Raw genomic sequence first — 16058 nt, forward strand, 5'->3', positions numbered from 1 at the left:
AGGTACTTCGAAATGTACGGGTCGGTACCGAGCGCTCGTACGTCCCTTCCTAGCCACCTGGGGACCTGATGGATATCACCCTGCTGGGGCCGCTCAACGCGGACAAGGACGGCGCTCCGGTTCTGCCGTCCGCAGCCAAGATGCGCCAGATCCTGGCCCTGCTGGCCCTCCACGGCAACCGAGTGGTTTCCGTGTCGATGCTGATGGAGGAACTCTGGGGCTACTCTCCGCCGCGCACCGGGTCCACCACTCTCCAGACGTACATCCTGCGGCTGCGCCGGCTGATCGAAGCCTCGGTCCGCGGACGCTGCGACGCCAAGGAGATCCTGGTGTACCGGCACGGCGGCTACTGCCTCATCGTGCCCACGGGCTGCGTGGACGTACTGGAGTACGACCGGCTCGCGGCCGACGGCCAGCGGCTCTTCGAGGCGCGCGATGACGAGGCCGCGGTGAAGGTGTTCAGCGAGGCGCTCGACCTGTGGCGCGGCCCCGCGCTGGCCGACATCCGCTGCGGCGCGCTGCTGGAGATCGAGCGAGTGCGGCTGGAGGAGAGCCGGCTCGGAGTGCTGGAGCGCCGGATCGACGCCGAACTGTCCCTGGGCCGTCACGCCGAACTCCTCACAGAGCTGGTCGTGCTGACCGCCCGGCAGCCCCTGCACGAGGGACTGCACGCCCAGCACATGATCGCCCTCTACCGCTCCGGCCGCCCCTCCGAGGCCCTGGCGGCCTTCACCAAGCTGCGCAGCCGCCTGGTGGAGGACCTGGGCCTGGACCCCTCGCCCCGGCTCCAGCGGATCCAGCGGGCGATCCTCGGCGGGGACCTGCTGCTCGACCACCCGCAGCGGGGTCCGGGCCGCCGGGTGCTGGACATGTTCGCAGCGTGAGCCCGTGAGCCCGTGAGCCCGTGAGCCCGTGAGTTCGTGAGCCGTCGGAAGTCCGGCCCCACCCGGACTTCACACGACCTCGAAGTTCGCCATCATCGCCATGTCCTCGTGTTCCAGGTTGTGGCAGTGGACCATGTACCGCCCCCGGTGGCCGCGGAACCGCACCAGCACGTCCACCACTTCGTACGGCCTGACGTCCACCGTGTCCTTCCACCCCGCGTCACTCGGCAGCGGGGCACCACCGCCCCGGGCGACCACCTGGAAGTGCGCCATGTGGAGATGGACCGGGTGGTGGAAGTCGCTGCTGAAGCGCCACCGCTCGACGGTGCCCAGGCGGGGCCTGGCCAGCACCCGTGTGCTGTCGAAGGCCTGTCCGTTGATCGTCCACACCTCCCCGCCGCCGCCGGACGTCAGCCGGAAGTCGAACCGCCGCTGGGCCACCGGTCGTCCCACCCGCGCGGACTCGACCCCGGCGAGCCGGTCCGGGACCCTGCTGGTCTCCCGCTCGCGGCGCACGATCCGGAACCGCATCACCGAGCGGGTGCCTCCCGTCCCCAGAGTGTTGACCAGGGTGACGGTCGAGCCGACCGGATACGCCGCGAAGTCGACCACCACGTCGTACCGTTCGCCGGGAGCGACCGGCAACGCGTCGTGCCGGACAGGGCGCTCCAACAGCCCCGCGTCGCTGCCCACCTGGACGAACCCGGCGCCCTCGCGCGGATCGGGCTCCAGGGCCAGCCGGTAGCGGCGGGCGTTGGAAGCGTTGAGGATCCGGAACCGGTAGCGGGTGGCGGACACCTCCAACTCGGGCCACGGCGCCCCGTTGACGAGCATCACGTCACCCGTGACGCCCTCCATGTACGCGTCCTCGACGCCCGGTTCGCCGGTGAGCGAGGGGTCCAGGGACGGATAGCGCAGTGCACCGTCCTCCTCGAAGGCCCGGTCGCAGATCATCAGCGGGATGTCCTTCCCGCCCTTGGGCAGCGGCAGCGCGTCCTCCACCGCGTCGTGCACGAGGAACAGCCCGGCCAGCCCCCGCCACACCTGCGGTGCGCTGAAGTCCATCCGGTGGTCGTGGTACCAGAGCGTCGCGGCGGGCTGCCCGAGCGGATACGTGTACGTCTTGGCGCCCTTCGCGTACGTCCAGTCACCGGGCCGCGTCCGCATGTGCCCGGAGTGCGCGCTGTCGCCGGACTGCGCTCCGTGCCCGGCGAGTGAGCCCTGGCCTCCGTACCCCGGCGGGACGACGAGATCCAGCGGAGAGCCGTCCGAGTCCGGGGCCTGTACCCCGCCGTGCAGATGAGTGGAGGTCGGCACGGGAAGCTCGTTTCGCACCCGTACCGTGGTCGTGCGGCCCGAACGGCCCACCAGGGTGGTCCCCGGGAACCGGCCGTCGTAGCCCCACACCTCGGTCCGCAGACCCGGCAGGATCTCCAACCGGGCCGCACGCTGGACGAGTTCGTAGTGGTCGCCGCCGTCCGGCCCCTTGGTGGCAGTCGCCACCGCAGGCACGGGCAGCGGCACCCGGAACGGCGCGGGCAGCCGCGCCCGGCTGGTCAGCTGCTCGCCCGAGACCTCCCGGGTCAGCGCGCCGCACCCCGCGGCACCGAGGCCCGCCGCGGCGAGCCCGGTCGCGGTGGCCGCCTTGAGCAGGGTCCGTCGGCTCGGCCGCACGGTCATCGGTTCCCGCCCTTCGCACGGCCGGTCCGGTGGGCGAACACCCAGTACGTCTGCGCGGTCAGGCCGGCCACGAGCGCGACGCCCAGCGGAATGTGCAGGGCCAGGTCACGGGCGTACCCGAAGCCGCTCTGCGCCTCGACGAGCCCGGCGACCAGCAGCGTCAGCCCGATCGGCCAGGCGGGACCGCCACCCGGACGCCACAGCGTGACGGCGGCGGCGACCGTGAGCCAGCTCATGGTGGACACGAGGGTGGCGTTGAGCGCGTGCAGGTCCAGTAGATCGGTGTCGCCGGTGATGAACATCCCGGCCAGCACGGGCTGGGCCAGCGTCAGCAACAGCAGGACGCAGGTGCACACGCGAAGCAGGACGAGCGGCCAGCGACGCACGGGCCGCGTCGGCTTGGCGCCGAGCCGCGCTGTCGTGACGCCGGGCCGCGATGCCATGGCGTCGGGCTCCGCTCTCTTGGCTTCGGGTTCCGCCGTCTCGGCGCCGGGCGCCGCGTCCGGTGACCGGGACATCTGCATCACTCCGGATCGCCGACGGCATCCGCAGCCGCCGCGCCGCCCCGAGTCTGACAAGGGCCACTGGACCCCGACTTGACCACGTGCGGGGCGGCGACGACACGGCACTGATCAGCTGTCAGGGATCTGTCCGGAAGCCGTCAGTCCAGTCTGTTTGACCGTGCGGGCCGACCTCCGCCCCCGTTACGCCCCCGTCCTGGCCCCCCGAAACCGCCCCTCCACCACCAGCCACCCAACAAGAAACCGCTGGTCAGCCCTGGCTCTTTGTCGTTGCTCGGCACTGATCGCGATAGAGCTGTTGTAGGGCCGTACCGTTGCCCACGTGACGTCACGGTCAGACATGCTCCAGGTAGCGCTTCAAGGCTTCCGTGCCGCACGGGTGCGGTACTACGGACAACTGGCCGATGGGCACCCCGAAGAGCAGGTGGTCATCCCCCAGGTTCCCGATGCGCTTCGAAGAGATGGTCTGGCTCCCCGTCGCAAGCCTTCCATCCGGCCGCCCGGCTCCACGGCGAGAACAGCAGTACACACCAGGTGTGCCGCAGGTCGTACGCCCTCGGGGACGGACGCCAGGAGGTCCGGCGGGAGGGCGTACCCCCGAGCGGCCCGCCACACGCCAATAGGTACTGCTGCCAACCAGGCCGCCCCGTTCGTTCATGAAGAGCCGCCCTCCTTGGCCGTACCGAACTCCTCCAGGTGGGCGCGGAGCATGGCCACCAGCGGCGGGGGGATCGGGACCGGCCGATTACTGATGGTGGAGTCGGGTGTTGGGAGTGTTCCGAATGCCTGGGGCTGGACTTCGGGTGGGGTGCTCAACGCCGGCTTCCTGGCCGGTGGTGGTTCCTGGTCGGTGGTGGTTCCTGGTCGGGAGAGTGCAGTGCTGCTGATGTCGTCAGGTAGCTGATGTGCTTTGTGTTGCTCGGTAGCGTGATGGCGGTGTCCCGTAGCGGCTGACGAATGCCTGGCGGAGCGTTTCAGCGGTCCCGAAGCCGCATTGTGCGGCCACGTTCGTCACGGGGAGCGAGGTGGAGGTCAGGAGGTGAGCGGCGGCCTCGGTGCGCGCGTCGCGCACGAATCGGCCTGGCGCCTTTCCGAGGTGGTCGATGAACAGGCGGGTCAGGTGGCGTTCGCTCACTCCCGCGTCGGCGGCCAGCACGGTTGCGGTCAAGTCGTCGGCCAGGTGACTGGCGATGTGGTCGACGACTCGCCTGACCAGCCCGTTCGTGGGTGCCGGGGTGGCTGTGAACATGCTCATCTGGGCCTGGTTGCCGGGCCGTTGCAGGTAGGTGACCAGGCTGCGGGCCACTGCTCGCGCCAGCTCCGCGCCGTGGTCCTCCTCGATGAAGGCCAGGGTCAGGTCCAGGGCGCTGGTGACGCCCGCCGCGGTGGACACGCTTCCGTCGCGGATGTAGATCGGCGCCGGATCCACGGTGATCTCCGGGTAGGCGGACGCCAGGTGCTCGGCGTACGACCAGTGCGTGGTGGCGCGTTTCCCGTTGAGCAGGCCGGCGGCAGCCAGCACGGTCGCTCCTGTGCAGACCGAGGCCACTCTGCGGCTCTCCCTGGCCAGGCGGCGGACATGGCCGACGATCCGCGGGTTGTCGCCCGCGGCCTGGTGGCCGGAGCCTCCCGAGATGATCAGCGTGTCCAGCGGCCCCGTGAACCGCTCCAGGGATCGCTGGCCCTGCAGCGTCAGTCCCGAGTCGCAGGTGATCGCACGGCCTCCCGGGGTAGCCACGCTCACGGCATAGGAAGGGCCGGCTCCGAGCCGGTTGGCGGTGGTCAGGCTTGTCGTCACGCAGGCGATGTCCAGCAACTCGGCCGCGTCGTATCCGACGAGGACCACCACTCGTTCCTTCATGACCGGACCCTATGTCGGAATGACGTGTATCCCAAGAATTCCGACCTGCCGCTTCCTGCCCTTGGCGCTGCCATGGCCAGGGGCTGAAGGTGACGGCATGACCAAGACGCTCGCCTTCGTGCTCTATCCCGGCATCACCCCGCTCGACATGGTGGGGCCGCTCCAGGTGCTGTCGACGCTGGCCCACTTCGACCCGTCGTTCGAGGTGGCCGTCGTCGGCCAGGACCTCGCGCCCGTGGACACCGACACTCCGCTGAAGCTGACGCCGAGTCACACGTTCGACCAGGTCACCGAGCCCTTCGCGCTGATCGTGCCCGGAGGGGTCGGGCCGACCCTCGTCGCCCTGGCCAACGAGCCCTTGCTGGACTGGATCCGCAAGGCCGCGCGAACGGCTGTGGTCGTCGGCTCGGTGTGCACCGGCTCACTGATCCTGGGCGCCGCCGGCCTGCTCGACGGCCGTCGGGCCACCACCCATTTCGAATTCCGCGACCTGCTGGCCAAGTTCGGCGCGACCCCCGTCGCCGACCGCTGGGTCCAGGACGGTCCCGTGCTCACCGCCGCCGGAGTGTCGGCCGGTATCGACATGGCCCTCCACCTGGTCGAACGCCTCGCGGGCGAGCAGACGGCCCGCACGGTCCAGCTCATCATCGAGTACGACCCGCAGCCGCCCCTGGGCGCCATCGACTGGGAGTCCGTCGACCTCGACTTCTTCAGGCCCCGCGCCCGGGCCATGATGGAATCGGCCCTGGCAGACCATCCCGCGCTCCTGACCCGCCTGACAACCTGAGCACCGCGCGGCGGCGAAGGCCCCCGGCCCAGTTGCCGCACCGCGTCGAACCGGACGCGCGACCATGGGGCGTGAACGGTCGCGCGGCCACCCCGGCGCAGGTCGAGCATGGCGTCGCAGACGCGCTTCACGGTCCGTGCTGCCGGCCCGTCGGCCGGCGCCGGCAGCGTAAGAGCCTGTTTCTGAACCCCCGCCTGCGCCCCGACGCCCGGCACGCGCCCCAGGACAGGTCGCTCCGCCACATGACCTGCGACGCCGCACGCCGAGGGCACGCACCGACCGCCGCTGCGCCCGCGCTCCGCGCGGACGACGGGGGTTCAGAAACAGGCTCTACGCGGCCCAGTCGCCGGCGGAGGCCTTCTGCCACTGGCCGGCGGCTTGGATGTGGATGCCGAGCATGCGCGCCAGGATCCCCGCCTTTCACTCGTCCATTCACCGGGAGAGGTCCTGCCATGCCTTTACTGACCGCCGCGCTCGCGCTGGTGTCCTTCATCGGTCCGCTGTCGACCGACATGTATCTGCCGGCCTTTCCGCGGATGGCCGACGAGTTGCACACCGACGCCTCCGGGGTGCAGCTCACGCTGACCGCGTTCCTCGTCGGCATGACACTCGGTCATCTCGTCTTCGGGGCGCTCTCGGACCGGTACGGGCGGCGTGGACCCCTGCTCGTGGGGGCCGCGGTCTGCACCGTGGGCACCGCGCTGTGCGCCGTCGCGCCCTCCCTCGGGTGGCTGGTCGCGCTGCGGTTCGTGACCGGGTTCAGCGGGGCCGCGGGGGTGGTGATCAGCAGGGCCGTGGTCTCGGACGTGGTCCAGGGGGCCGCCGCGGCACGGCTGTTCGGGGTCCTGATGACACTGACCGGCATCGCGCCGATCCTCGCGCCGCTGGTGGGCGGTGCCGTGATCGAGGCCGCCGGCTGGCGGAGTGTGTTCTGGGTGCTCGCCGCGGTCTCGTTCCTGGTGACACTGGCCGTCGTGGCCGGCGTACCGGAGAGCCTGCCGAAGGAACGCCGGCACACGGGTGGGGCGGGCCGGACGGCGGCGGCGGTACGGGAGGTCGTCGGCGACCGGGTGTACGTGGGATACACGCTGGCCTTCACCTTCGGGTTCGGCATGCTCTTCTGCTATATCGCCGGGTCGCCGTTCCTGCTGCAGAACGTGCTGGGGATGGGCGTCGGAGCCTCGTCCGTCGCCTTCTCCGGCGGGGCGGTGATCGCGACGCTCTCCAGCGCGGCCGGGGCGCGGCTCGTCGGGCGGATCGCGCCCGAAGTCCTGCTGCGGAGCGGGCTGTTGGCGATGCTCGCGGGCACGGTGGCGCTGCTCGCCGTCACGGTCGCCGGGCTGCTGACGACCGTGGTGTGCCTCGCCCTGATGGCGCTGGTGTACGGCGGCTTCGGGTTCGTGATCGCCAACTCGGCGGCCCTGGCGATCGGCCGGGTGCCGCACGCCTCCGGCACCGGGTCCGCGCTGCTCGGTACCGCACAGAGCGCGTTGGGCGCGGTCGTCGCGCCGTTGGTGGGACTCGGCGGGGAGCACACCGCGGTGCCGCTGTTCTGCGGGATGGCGCTGTGCAGTGGGCTCGCGGTGCTCGCGCTGCGGCTGACGCATGGTGCGCGGACGGAAGGGGCTCCACTCGCGGAGAGGGACGCCCCTTCTGATGTGGCCGGCTGAAGCCGACTCCGATGTGGCCCGCTGAAGCCGAGTTCCGATGTGGCCGGCTGAAGCCGAACCGGCTCCGGGTCAGATCTGAGCCGGCTCCGGGTCAGACCTGAGCGGGCTCCGGCTCGTCGGACTCCGCGTCGACGGAGGATCGGGGCGCGTCCCCGGCCGTCTTCCGCCGCTTCCCAGGCCGAGAGTGCGCCGGGCACCTGGGCGGCCACCTCGTCCACAGAGCGGTGGGCCACGGGCACGTTGCCGCCAGTTCCGGCCGTCCGGAACATCCCCGCACCCTGGACCCTGCGGAAAACCGCAGGGTCCAGGGTGCGGAGAACCGTACAAGGTCGACGGCAAACCTCATACCGGCACTGATCTGCGGTTTCTAGCGTGGTCGGTGAATCGCGGCACCTGCCCGCGGCGACCGCCCCGCAGCTGGAGACTTCGCATGGACCTCATGACCCTGGCTCTGCCCCAGGAACCCGCCGACGGTATCGCCGGGTGGGCGGCCGACCTCGTGGACGCCATGGGCGGCCCCGGCGCGGGCCTCGCCATCGCCCTGGAGAACCTTTTCCCACCGCTGCCCAGCGAAGTGATCCTGCCGCTGACCGGCTTCGCGGCCGGGCAGGGCGTCATCAGCCTCTTCTCGGCCCTGTTCTGGACCACACTCGGCTCGGTGGTCGGCGCCGCAGTCCTCTACTGGATCGGCATGCTGTTCGGCCGCGAGCGCATGCACGCGCTCTGGACCAGGCTGCCGCTGGTCAAGTCGTCCGACCTGGAGCGGACGGAGGAGTGGTTCGCCGAGCACGGCACCAAGGCCGTCTTCTTCGGCCGCATGGTGCCGATCTTCCGCAGCCTGATCTCCGTGCCGGCCGGCCTGGAACGCATGTCGATGCCGGTCTTCCTGCTGCTCACCACCCTGGGCAGCCTGATCTGGAACTCCGTGCTCGTCCTGTCCGGCTACTGGCTGGGCGACCAGTGGGACGTCGTCGAGACGTACGTCGGAGTCATCAGCAAGGGCGTCCTCGTCCTGGTCGTCGCGGCCCTGATCCTCTACGTCGTGGTCCGCCTGCGGTCCCGCGGCTCCGCCCAGCATCGCCGTACGTCGTGACCAGCCCCGTTCTCGCACCGGTCGAACGATCTTGTCCAGGCTGTGCCGCCCGACTAGTCTCAGTGACCGTGCAGGGGCAGTCGCCGGACACCACGACCCAGCCCTTCCCGACGGCGCTCGGACCCGCGCAACCGGGAGGTGAGCCTCCGGCAACGCCGTCTCCGGCACTGCCGCTGCGGGCCATCGGAGTCCTTCTCGGCTGTCTGACCGGGTTACTGGGACTGTTGTACTTCGCCGTCGTCGGCACCCTGCTGGGTCCCCTTCTGCTGTGGCCGCGCACCCGGCGGTACGCCCTCGTCGTCCTGACCGCCGGGGCTCGTCGGCTGACGGCGCTGGAACGCCGGCGCCGCTCGGTCTTCTTCGGGGACCGCTTCCCCGACCGCCCCGTGCCCGAGCAGCGGATCCTGCGTTACCTCGCCACCCGTACGTACGTCGGCCTGCTCACCGGCGTCGTGGTCGGCCTGCTCGTCTTCGGCGTCCTGCTGGCGGGACTGCTCGTCGCGAGCCTCGTACGGGGCACGCTCAGCTGGCGGGAACTGGTCACTCAGGGACTGCTCGGCGGGGTGCTGCTCTTCCTCAACGTGCAGGGCCTGTTCTCGCTGGAGGCCTTGGACGCGCGGCTGTCCCGCGAGTGCTTCGGTCCGTCGGAGCGCGAGCTGATGCAGCAGCGCATCGACCAACTGGCCGCCAGCCGGGCGGCGGTGCTGCAGGCGGTGGACACCGAACGCCGGCGCATCGAGCGAGACCTGCACGACGGGGTGCAGCAGCGTCTGGTGGCGCTGGCCATGCTCCTCGGGCGTGCCCGCCGGGGCGGCCGTACGCCCGAACAGGCGGACAGCCTGGTGGAGCAGGCCCACAAGGAGTCGCAGGACGTGCTGACCGAGCTGCGGGAAGTGGCCTGGCGGGTCTATCCGACAGCGCTGGACAACCTGGGGCTGCAGGAGGCGCTCGCCGGGGTCTCCGAGCGGTGCGGCATCCCCATCCGGATGGACTTCGCCCTCACCGGGCCGTTGCCCGCTTCCGTCGAGACCGCCGCGTACTTCGTCGTGTCGGAGTCCGTGACCAACGCCGCCAAGCACTCGGCCGCGACGGAGATCCTCGTATGCGTACGGCGGTACGGGTCCGTCCTCGTCGTACGCGTCGAGGACAACGGCGTCGGCGGTGCCGATCCGTCCGGCAGCGGACTGACCGGGCTGCACAGCCGGGTAGGCGCCCTGGACGGCCGACTGCAGGTCCACAGCCCCTCCGGGGGGCCCACCACGATCACCGCGGAGCTACCGTGCGCGTAATGCTGGCCGAGGACTCGACCCTGCTGCGAGAGGGGCTGGTCCGGCTGCTCATCGAGGAGGGCCACGAAGTCCTGGCCGCGGTGGGTGACGCCGTCGCCCTGCTGAGGGAGGTCGAGGCCCGGCCGCCGGACATGGTCGTCGTGGACATCAGGATGCCCCCCACCCACACGGACGAGGGGCTGCGCGCCGCGCTCGAGATCCGCAAGCGGTGGCCCGAGGTCGGTGTCCTGGTGCTGTCCCAGCACATAGAGCGCAACTACGCGGCGCAGTTGCTGACCTCGAACGTGGAGCGGGTCGGTTATCTGCTCAAGGACCGGGTCGCCCAGGTGGAGGAGTTCCTCGACGCGCTGAAGCGTATCCAGGCGGGCGGCGCCGCCATCGATCCGGAGGTCGTACGGCAGTTGGTGATCCGGTCGACGCACAGCGACCCGCTGGCCCGGTTGACTCCTCGCGAGCGCAGCGTCCTCGAGACCCTGGCCCAGGGGTACACCAACGCGGCCATCTCGGAGAAGCTGCACGTCTCCATGAGTACGGTCGAGAAGAACCTCAACGCGATCTTCGACAAGCTGGAACTCGCGCACACGACGGGCTACAACCGCAGAATCCTGGCCGTGCTCCGCTATCTGGAGTCCTGAACGACCCGGTCGCCAATGCCGGCCTCCTCGGCGAGTTCGAGCGGCACATCGAGGGCGACATGGTCCTCGAGCGCGAAGCCCGTCGAGTCGAAGACGGTCGTACGGTCCCGCTGACGGGCCGCCGTCCCGGGCTCGGCGCACAGGGTCATCAGGTCGGGGCCGAGGTCACCCGCCTCCAGCTGCCGGCACTCCCCCTCCCGCAGCGCCCGCACCACGTGGTCCGGCGCCACGAAAGCCGGCTCCAGGACTGCCTTGGGGACCTCGAACTTGCCGATGAGGTCCGCCCCGGATCCTCGGTCGCTCCGGTGGCCAGGCGAAGTTCGTCGTTCGCGCCGACAAGCCCTCCCACGTAACCGACGAGCAGTTCGTCCTCGCCTTGACCCGCTGCCACCGTCAACACTCGCGCTGCCGTGGCCGGTTCCTTCGGATCGACCAGCGCCGGCGGGTCGGCATCGGCCGGACCGCACAGCCCGCCCGGTGCGCGCGCCGGGCCGTGCACCGTGGTCGGCGCCGGAGGACGCAACTGGGCCTCGTGGCCATACAGCCTGTCGCGCCGACAACCGGCCCGGCAGTTCGCGCGCTTGGCCGCCTTCTTGAAGCTTGTCGTCCAGCGGACGGAAGCCGAAACGGTCGTCTCCGGCGGCCTCGCCACGGCGTACGAACTCCTCGGTCTCGGGGCTGCCGACGACAGCCGGCAGACTCGCCACCCACTTCTTCTTCTCGGGCCTGTCCGCTCGTTCCCGGAAGCCGTGATGGCGCACGCACAGCCCTGGCGGGCCGCACCGTAGTGGCAGTCGGACAGCCGCAGCCCGACCGCCTCAGCGGGCCGGAGACCTGCGTAGTGGAGCACCGCGCAGAGCACCGCGAAGAACGCCACTGGACCCCGACCACGCCCGCCCTCATCCCGAGACTTTGGCCTGGCGGCTGTGGTCGGTGGGCGGGGAGCCGGCGGTCCGTTGGTTCTGGCGTGCCAGGGGGATGAGGAGCATGGCGGCGGCAAGTGTTGCGGCTGCTGTGACCGCGCCCGAGATGTGCAGCCCATGGACGAAGCCGTCCGCGAAACCCTCGGTTCCGGGACTGCCGCCGGCGGTGGTGGCGACGATGAGCCCGAGGACGGCGACTCCCAGTGCGGTGCCCGCCTGCCGGGTCGTACTGATCGTCGCGGCGGCCAGCCCCGACTGCCGCACCGGCAGTGCGGCCACCCCGGCGAGCTGCGTGGGACCGATGGCCGCACCCATGCCCGCGCCGAGGACCACGGAGACCCCGGTGAGGGTGCCGAGCCCGGTGTCGACGTCGAGCAGGAGGAGACCGGTGAGCCCCGCCGCCGACACCAGGTAGCCGGCCACCATGACGCGGATCGATCCGAACTTCGCGCAGAGGGTGCTCGCGACGGGTGCCACGACGCAGATGGACAGCGTCAGGGGCAGGAAGCGCAGCCCGGTCTGGATGGCCGAGTGCCCCTGGACCTGCTGGAGGTAGAGCGAGAGGAGGAAGAACACCGCGCTGGTGCCGAAGCCGAGGACGAAGGAGCAGACGTTGGGCACGGTGAACCGCGCCTCGCGAAAGAGCCGTACCGGCAGCATCGGGCGGGAGCTGCGGCGTTCCCACCGGATGAAGAGCACCAGCGCGACGAGGGCCGTGCACAGCGGTGCCACCGTGTGCGCGGAGGCCCAGCCGCGGGCGTGGCTCTCGATGAGTCCGTAGGTGAGCGTGCCGAGCAGCACCAGGGCGAGGATCTGGCCGGCGAGGTCGAGGTGGGCGTGGTCCGGATCGGACGTCTCCGGCAGGGAACGGGCGCCGAGCCAGAGGATGAGCAGGCCGACCGGCAGGTTGATCAGGAAGATGGCCCGCCAGCCGACGCTGTCGACCAGTACGCCGCCGAGCAGCGGCCCGATCAAGATCGCGGATCCGCCGACGGCGCCGTTCAGGCCGATGATGCGGGCGCGTTCGGACGGCTCGGGATACGCCTGGGCGAGGTTCGACAGCGTGCCGGTGAAGATGAGTGCGGCCGCGGCCCCTTGGAGCGTACGAGCGGCGATCAGGGCGCCGATGGACGGGGCGAGGGCGCAGCCGAGCGAGGCGAGGGTGAAGACGGCGACACCGGCCAGGTAGGTGCGCTTGCGGCCGTACCGGTCGCCGAGCACTCCGCCGGCCAGCAGCAGCGCGGACAGGGGCAGGGTGTAGGCGTCGACGGCCCACTGCATGCCCGAGGTGCCGGTGTTCAGGTCGGATTCGATATCGGGCAGTGCGACGGTCACGATCGAGACGTCCAGCAGGGCGATGAACGCGCCCAGCATCAGTCCCAGGGGCAGCTGCCGTCCGGGGCGTTGAGACATGAACCATCCTTCGACAACGGTTTTCATTGCGAGGCGTCCAGCGTCCGACCTAAAGTCGGCTTCATGTCAACCACCGGCCCGGCGTCCCCTGCCCGGAGCATCGGAGAGGTCGCGGACCGCTTCGACGTCGCCGTCTCCACCCTGCGCTGGTGGGAGCGGTGCGGTCTGCTCAGCCCGGCCCGCGTCTCGGGACGGCGCGTGTACGACGACGCCGACATACGCCGGATCGCGGTGATCCAGCTCCTGCAGAAGACCGCGCTGCTGAGCCTGCCGGAGATCTCGGCCCTGCTCGACGGCACGAGCAAGGACCAGGACTGGCGCACGGCGGTGGGCGCACGCGTCGACGAGTGCGAGGCACAACTCGCCCGCCTGACCGCCGCCCGCGCCTACCTCACCCACCTGCTGTCCTGCCCGAGCGACCACCCCACCGGCCAATGCCCGTACCTGGCCGAGGAGATCGACACCTACCTCGCCACCGGCCGCGTACCCACGCCGCCAAGTTGACCGCCCGCTGGTCGAGTTGGACCAGCACCCGCACCGCGGCGTCCTGCGGACACGGCCCCGAACGCGCCCCCGGCACCCGGCACCCGCCTGCTCCGCAACACGCCCGCAGCAGACGTGAGGAATCTCCCGCCGCGGCACGGGAACCAACTCGCCCTGCCGGCCGACGCCTTGGGCGGGATCGCCGCAAGGACGCCTGTTGCGGGCTCGTTCATCACCCGCGGAGCATCCTGACAAGGGCATCACTCATGCCTTGCCCTTGCGCGGTTGTCGGATGACACCCCCTCGTACAGCTGTCTGATGACACCATGTCGGTATGACTACCGGGCTCGCGTCTCGCGCCGCACGAGCCGCGATCTTCGCGGCCGTCTGCGTGCTGACGGCGGCTCTGGGGCATGCCTGGGCGTCCGGTGTCTCTCCGTCGTGGTTCGTCCTGGGGAGCGCCTTCATCGGGATGGCGTCGGCCGCGTGGTGGGTTGCCGGGCGTGAGCGCGGGGCCCTGGTCGTGACCGGCTCAACGGTCGTGGCCCAACTCGGCCTGCACTCCCTGTTCGGTCTGCTGCGGCCGGCTCCGACGGCCTCCGTGTCGGACATGGAGCACGTCGAGCTCATGAAGCGCATGAGTCACGAACAGCTCATGGAGCACATGGACAGCATGAGCGGCATGGGTGGCATGAGCGGCATGGACATGAGTTCCATGGGCATGATGGCGCCCGGTGGTCACACCTCCACCCCCATGTTCGCGGCGCACTCGCTTGCCGCCCTGGTGTGCGGGCTGTGGCTATGGCGCGGTGAATCCGCGGCGTTCCGGCTCGGCCGCGTACTCGCCGCCGCGGTGTTCGTACCGTTGCGGCTGGCTCTGCGGATCACGGGTCCAGTGCCCCGTCCGCAGCCGCCCGAACGTCCGGTGACCCCACGCCCGGCACGCAAGCTACGGGCGGCACTGCTGCAGCACGTCGTCTCGCGAAGAGGTCCTCCGGGGTACGTGGCCCACTGCTGACCGTCCGTCCCTGACGGACGGAGTACCGGCGTGCCCGTCTGCCGCACGCACCGTGCGGCGGCACCGAACCGCACCGCACGCCGGCCCTTGGCCCATGGCGCTCCGGCGTGCCCACCCGCCGTGGACGCGACGCGTCCGGAGTGCCCCGACTGCCGGGCCGCGTCCCGTCGTTCCCTGGCGCGCGCCGGCAGCATCCCGAAGGACCTTTTGCGATGATCCCTGCCCTTGCCGGGCTTGCCCCGAGGCCATCCGGTCCGGGGAACGACGAAGAAGAAGTGACCGACTGGGCGCTGGCCGCCCGCAACGGCGATCCCATGGCCGTCGAGCGCTTCGTCCGGGCGACCTACAGCGACGTCTGGCGGTTCGTGGCACACCTCAGTGGCGACACGCACGGCGCCGACGACCTGGCCCAGGACGCCTTCCTGCGCGCCCTGAACAGCCTGCCGCAGTTTGCCGGCCGTTCGGGCGTCCGCACCTGGCTCATGGCGATCGCCCGCCGGTCGGTCATCGACCGCTACCGGTACGCCTCCGCCCGCCCCCAGGTCGCCGAGACCGCCGACTGGCGGACCGCGGCCGAAAGTACCCAGCCGTCCGGTCTGCCGGGTTTCGAGGAGGGCGTGGCGCTGCTCGACCTGCTCGACGAGCTCGATGCCCCGCGCCGCGAGGCGTTCGTACTGACCCAGCTCCTCGGACTGTCCTATGCCGACGCCGCCTCCGCCGTGGGATGTCCGATCGGTACCGTCCGCTCCCGGGTGGCCCGGGCCCGCGAGGACCTGAACGCCTTGCTGTGGGCCGCGGAGGCATCCGGGGAGCCGGAACGTCAGGAGCGGGAATTCAACTGTCCCTACTAGTAGTCGGGGCGCGGGGGCGTCTGGTTCCCGGCTCCTGTCGAGAATCGGAAGCACTGGGAGCGTGCGGGGCGCGTTCCGTTCCGCCCGCGCCTCCACTACCGCGCCAGCAAGCGCTTTCCGCCCGGACGGCGGGGGTACGCCCCTTGCTGTCCGGGCGGAGATTCGGACCTCGGACCTCGGAATCCTGGAGATATCTGTGACACCGGAGATAGAGAACGCCTTCGCCGCGATTCGGGACGTGTACGGATCGGAATCGATCGTGCGGGTCGAGGAGATGGTGGGGGCGAAGACCCAGCAACGGCATCCTCTCCAGAAGGGCGCCAAGTGGGTTATGCCGGGAATTTCTCAGCAGCCCTGGCACGATCCGTACGGGCACCCCGAACTGAGCCCGGTGGTACACGCGTTGGAGGCGAATCACGCCTCGATCAAGTCAGAACTGGAAACCGCCTGGACGGCCCGCCGGAACGCGTTCTCGGACTACGAGCACTACCTCACACGCCAGCAGGACTGGCAGGCCCTGTATTTGTTCCGCAAGGGCGCGCTGGTCGAGGAGTCGGCCGGCACGGTGCCCACCGCGTTCAAGGTACTGAAGGAACACGCCGTCGACACGGAGAAACTCTGCCCTCTCCTGGAGTGCCACTTCTCAACCCTGCTGCCCGGCGCGGCGATCGCCCCGCACTGCGACCTGTGGAACTTCAGCATCAATCTGCATCTCGCCGTCGACATCCCGGAAGGGTGCGGCATCACGGTCGCGGGCGAGACCCGTACCTGGGACGAGGGCAAGTGCCTGCTCTTCGACTACTCGTTCGAGCACGAGGCGTGGAACCGCGGCGTCCGCCCGCGTACGTGTCTGCTCGTCGACCTCTGGCACCCGGACACCACCGTCCCCGAGCGGGCGGCGCTCGTCGCGCTCATCACCGAGATCCGTACGTTGATGGGCGAGGCCTGAG

The 16058-nt window shown here is 70.5% G+C and carries 15 protein-coding genes and 1 pseudogene; 10 read left to right on the forward strand and 6 right to left on the reverse strand.

What is annotated here, in order from left to right; genetic code table 11:
* Nucleotides 1-68 precede the first annotated feature (68 nt).
* Nucleotides 69-884 carry an AfsR/SARP family transcriptional regulator gene (locus AB0I18_RS08630; RefSeq protein ID WP_363104648.1) on the forward strand — a complete coding sequence of 272 codons (816 nt, stop codon included), beginning with the start codon at nt 69-71 and terminating at the stop codon, nt 882-884.
* Between the two features lie 69 nt (nt 885-953).
* Here AB0I18_RS08630 and AB0I18_RS08635 read toward each other — a convergent pair whose 3' ends face one another.
* From AB0I18_RS08635 to AB0I18_RS08650, 4 genes and pseudogenes are all read right to left on the reverse strand, one after another.
* Nucleotides 954-2564 carry a multicopper oxidase family protein gene (locus tag AB0I18_RS08635; protein WP_363104649.1) on the reverse strand — a complete coding sequence of 537 codons (1611 nt, stop codon included), beginning with the start codon at nt 2562-2564 and terminating at the stop codon, nt 954-956.
* A complete protein-coding gene (locus AB0I18_RS08640; protein WP_363104650.1) occupies nt 2561-3082 on the reverse strand; it encodes a hypothetical protein in 522 nt (173 codons plus the stop codon). The genes AB0I18_RS08635 and AB0I18_RS08640 overlap by 4 nt, the downstream gene beginning before the upstream one ends.
* 539 nt (nt 3083-3621) lie before the next feature.
* Nucleotides 3622-3829, reverse strand: a pseudogene (locus AB0I18_RS08645) (site-specific integrase); the annotation flags it as partial.
* A 148-nt stretch (nt 3830-3977) separates the two neighbouring features.
* On the reverse strand, nt 3978-4946 hold the full coding sequence (locus tag AB0I18_RS08650) for a DJ-1/PfpI family protein (RefSeq protein WP_363104651.1): 969 nt from the start codon (nt 4944-4946) through the stop codon (nt 3978-3980).
* A gap of 97 nt (nt 4947-5043) precedes the next feature.
* On the opposite strand from AB0I18_RS08650, the gene AB0I18_RS08655 reads away from it, so the two are divergent.
* From AB0I18_RS08655 to AB0I18_RS08675, 5 genes are all read left to right on the forward strand, one after another.
* On the forward strand, nt 5044-5733 hold the full coding sequence (locus tag AB0I18_RS08655; protein WP_363104652.1) for a DJ-1/PfpI family protein: 690 nt from the start codon (nt 5044-5046) through the stop codon (nt 5731-5733).
* A gap of 452 nt (nt 5734-6185) precedes the next feature.
* Nucleotides 6186-7403, forward strand: a complete 1218-nt coding sequence (locus tag AB0I18_RS08660; RefSeq protein ID WP_363104653.1) for a multidrug effflux MFS transporter — start codon at nt 6186-6188, stop codon at nt 7401-7403.
* A 430-nt stretch (nt 7404-7833) separates the two neighbouring features.
* A complete protein-coding gene (locus AB0I18_RS08665) occupies nt 7834-8496 on the forward strand; it encodes a DedA family protein (RefSeq protein WP_363104654.1) in 663 nt (220 codons plus the stop codon).
* 68 nt (nt 8497-8564) lie between these two features.
* Nucleotides 8565-9785, forward strand: a complete 1221-nt coding sequence (locus AB0I18_RS08670; protein WP_363104655.1) for a sensor histidine kinase — start codon at nt 8565-8567, stop codon at nt 9783-9785.
* Nucleotides 9785-10420, forward strand: a complete 636-nt coding sequence (locus AB0I18_RS08675; protein ID WP_363104656.1) for a response regulator transcription factor — start codon at nt 9785-9787, stop codon at nt 10418-10420. The genes AB0I18_RS08670 and AB0I18_RS08675 overlap by 1 nt, the downstream gene beginning before the upstream one ends.
* On the opposite strand, the gene AB0I18_RS08680 is transcribed toward AB0I18_RS08675, so the two are convergent.
* Entirely contained in the window at nt 10405-10650 is a 246-nt protein-coding gene (locus tag AB0I18_RS08680) for a hypothetical protein (RefSeq protein WP_363104657.1), read from the reverse strand. The two genes, AB0I18_RS08675 and AB0I18_RS08680, sit on opposite strands and share 16 nt — an antisense overlap.
* A 669-nt stretch (nt 10651-11319) precedes the next feature.
* Nucleotides 11320-12756 (reverse strand): MFS transporter, encoded by a 1437-nt coding sequence (locus AB0I18_RS08685; RefSeq protein ID WP_363104658.1) that lies wholly within the window; start codon nt 12754-12756, stop codon nt 11320-11322.
* Between the two features lie 63 nt (nt 12757-12819).
* Here AB0I18_RS08685 and AB0I18_RS08690 point away from each other — a divergent pair, with 63 nt between their 5' ends.
* From AB0I18_RS08690 to AB0I18_RS08705, 4 genes are all read left to right on the forward strand, one after another.
* Nucleotides 12820-13260 (forward strand): MerR family transcriptional regulator, encoded by a 441-nt coding sequence (locus AB0I18_RS08690; RefSeq protein ID WP_363104659.1) that lies wholly within the window; start codon nt 12820-12822, stop codon nt 13258-13260.
* Between the two features lie 313 nt (nt 13261-13573).
* A complete protein-coding gene (locus AB0I18_RS08695) occupies nt 13574-14257 on the forward strand; it encodes a hypothetical protein (protein WP_363104660.1) in 684 nt (227 codons plus the stop codon).
* A gap of 212 nt (nt 14258-14469) precedes the next feature.
* Nucleotides 14470-15108 carry a sigma-70 family RNA polymerase sigma factor gene (locus AB0I18_RS08700; RefSeq protein ID WP_363104661.1) on the forward strand — a complete coding sequence of 213 codons (639 nt, stop codon included), beginning with the start codon at nt 14470-14472 and terminating at the stop codon, nt 15106-15108.
* Between the two features lie 196 nt (nt 15109-15304).
* Entirely contained in the window at nt 15305-16057 is a 753-nt protein-coding gene (locus tag AB0I18_RS08705) for an aspartyl/asparaginyl beta-hydroxylase domain-containing protein (RefSeq protein ID WP_363104662.1), read from the forward strand.
* The last annotated feature ends 1 nt before the right edge of the window (nt 16058 follow it).

The sequence above is a fragment of the Streptomyces sp. NPDC050704 genome, from assembly GCF_040654355.1.
Classification (GTDB): Bacteria; Actinomycetota; Actinomycetes; order Streptomycetales; family Streptomycetaceae; genus Streptomyces.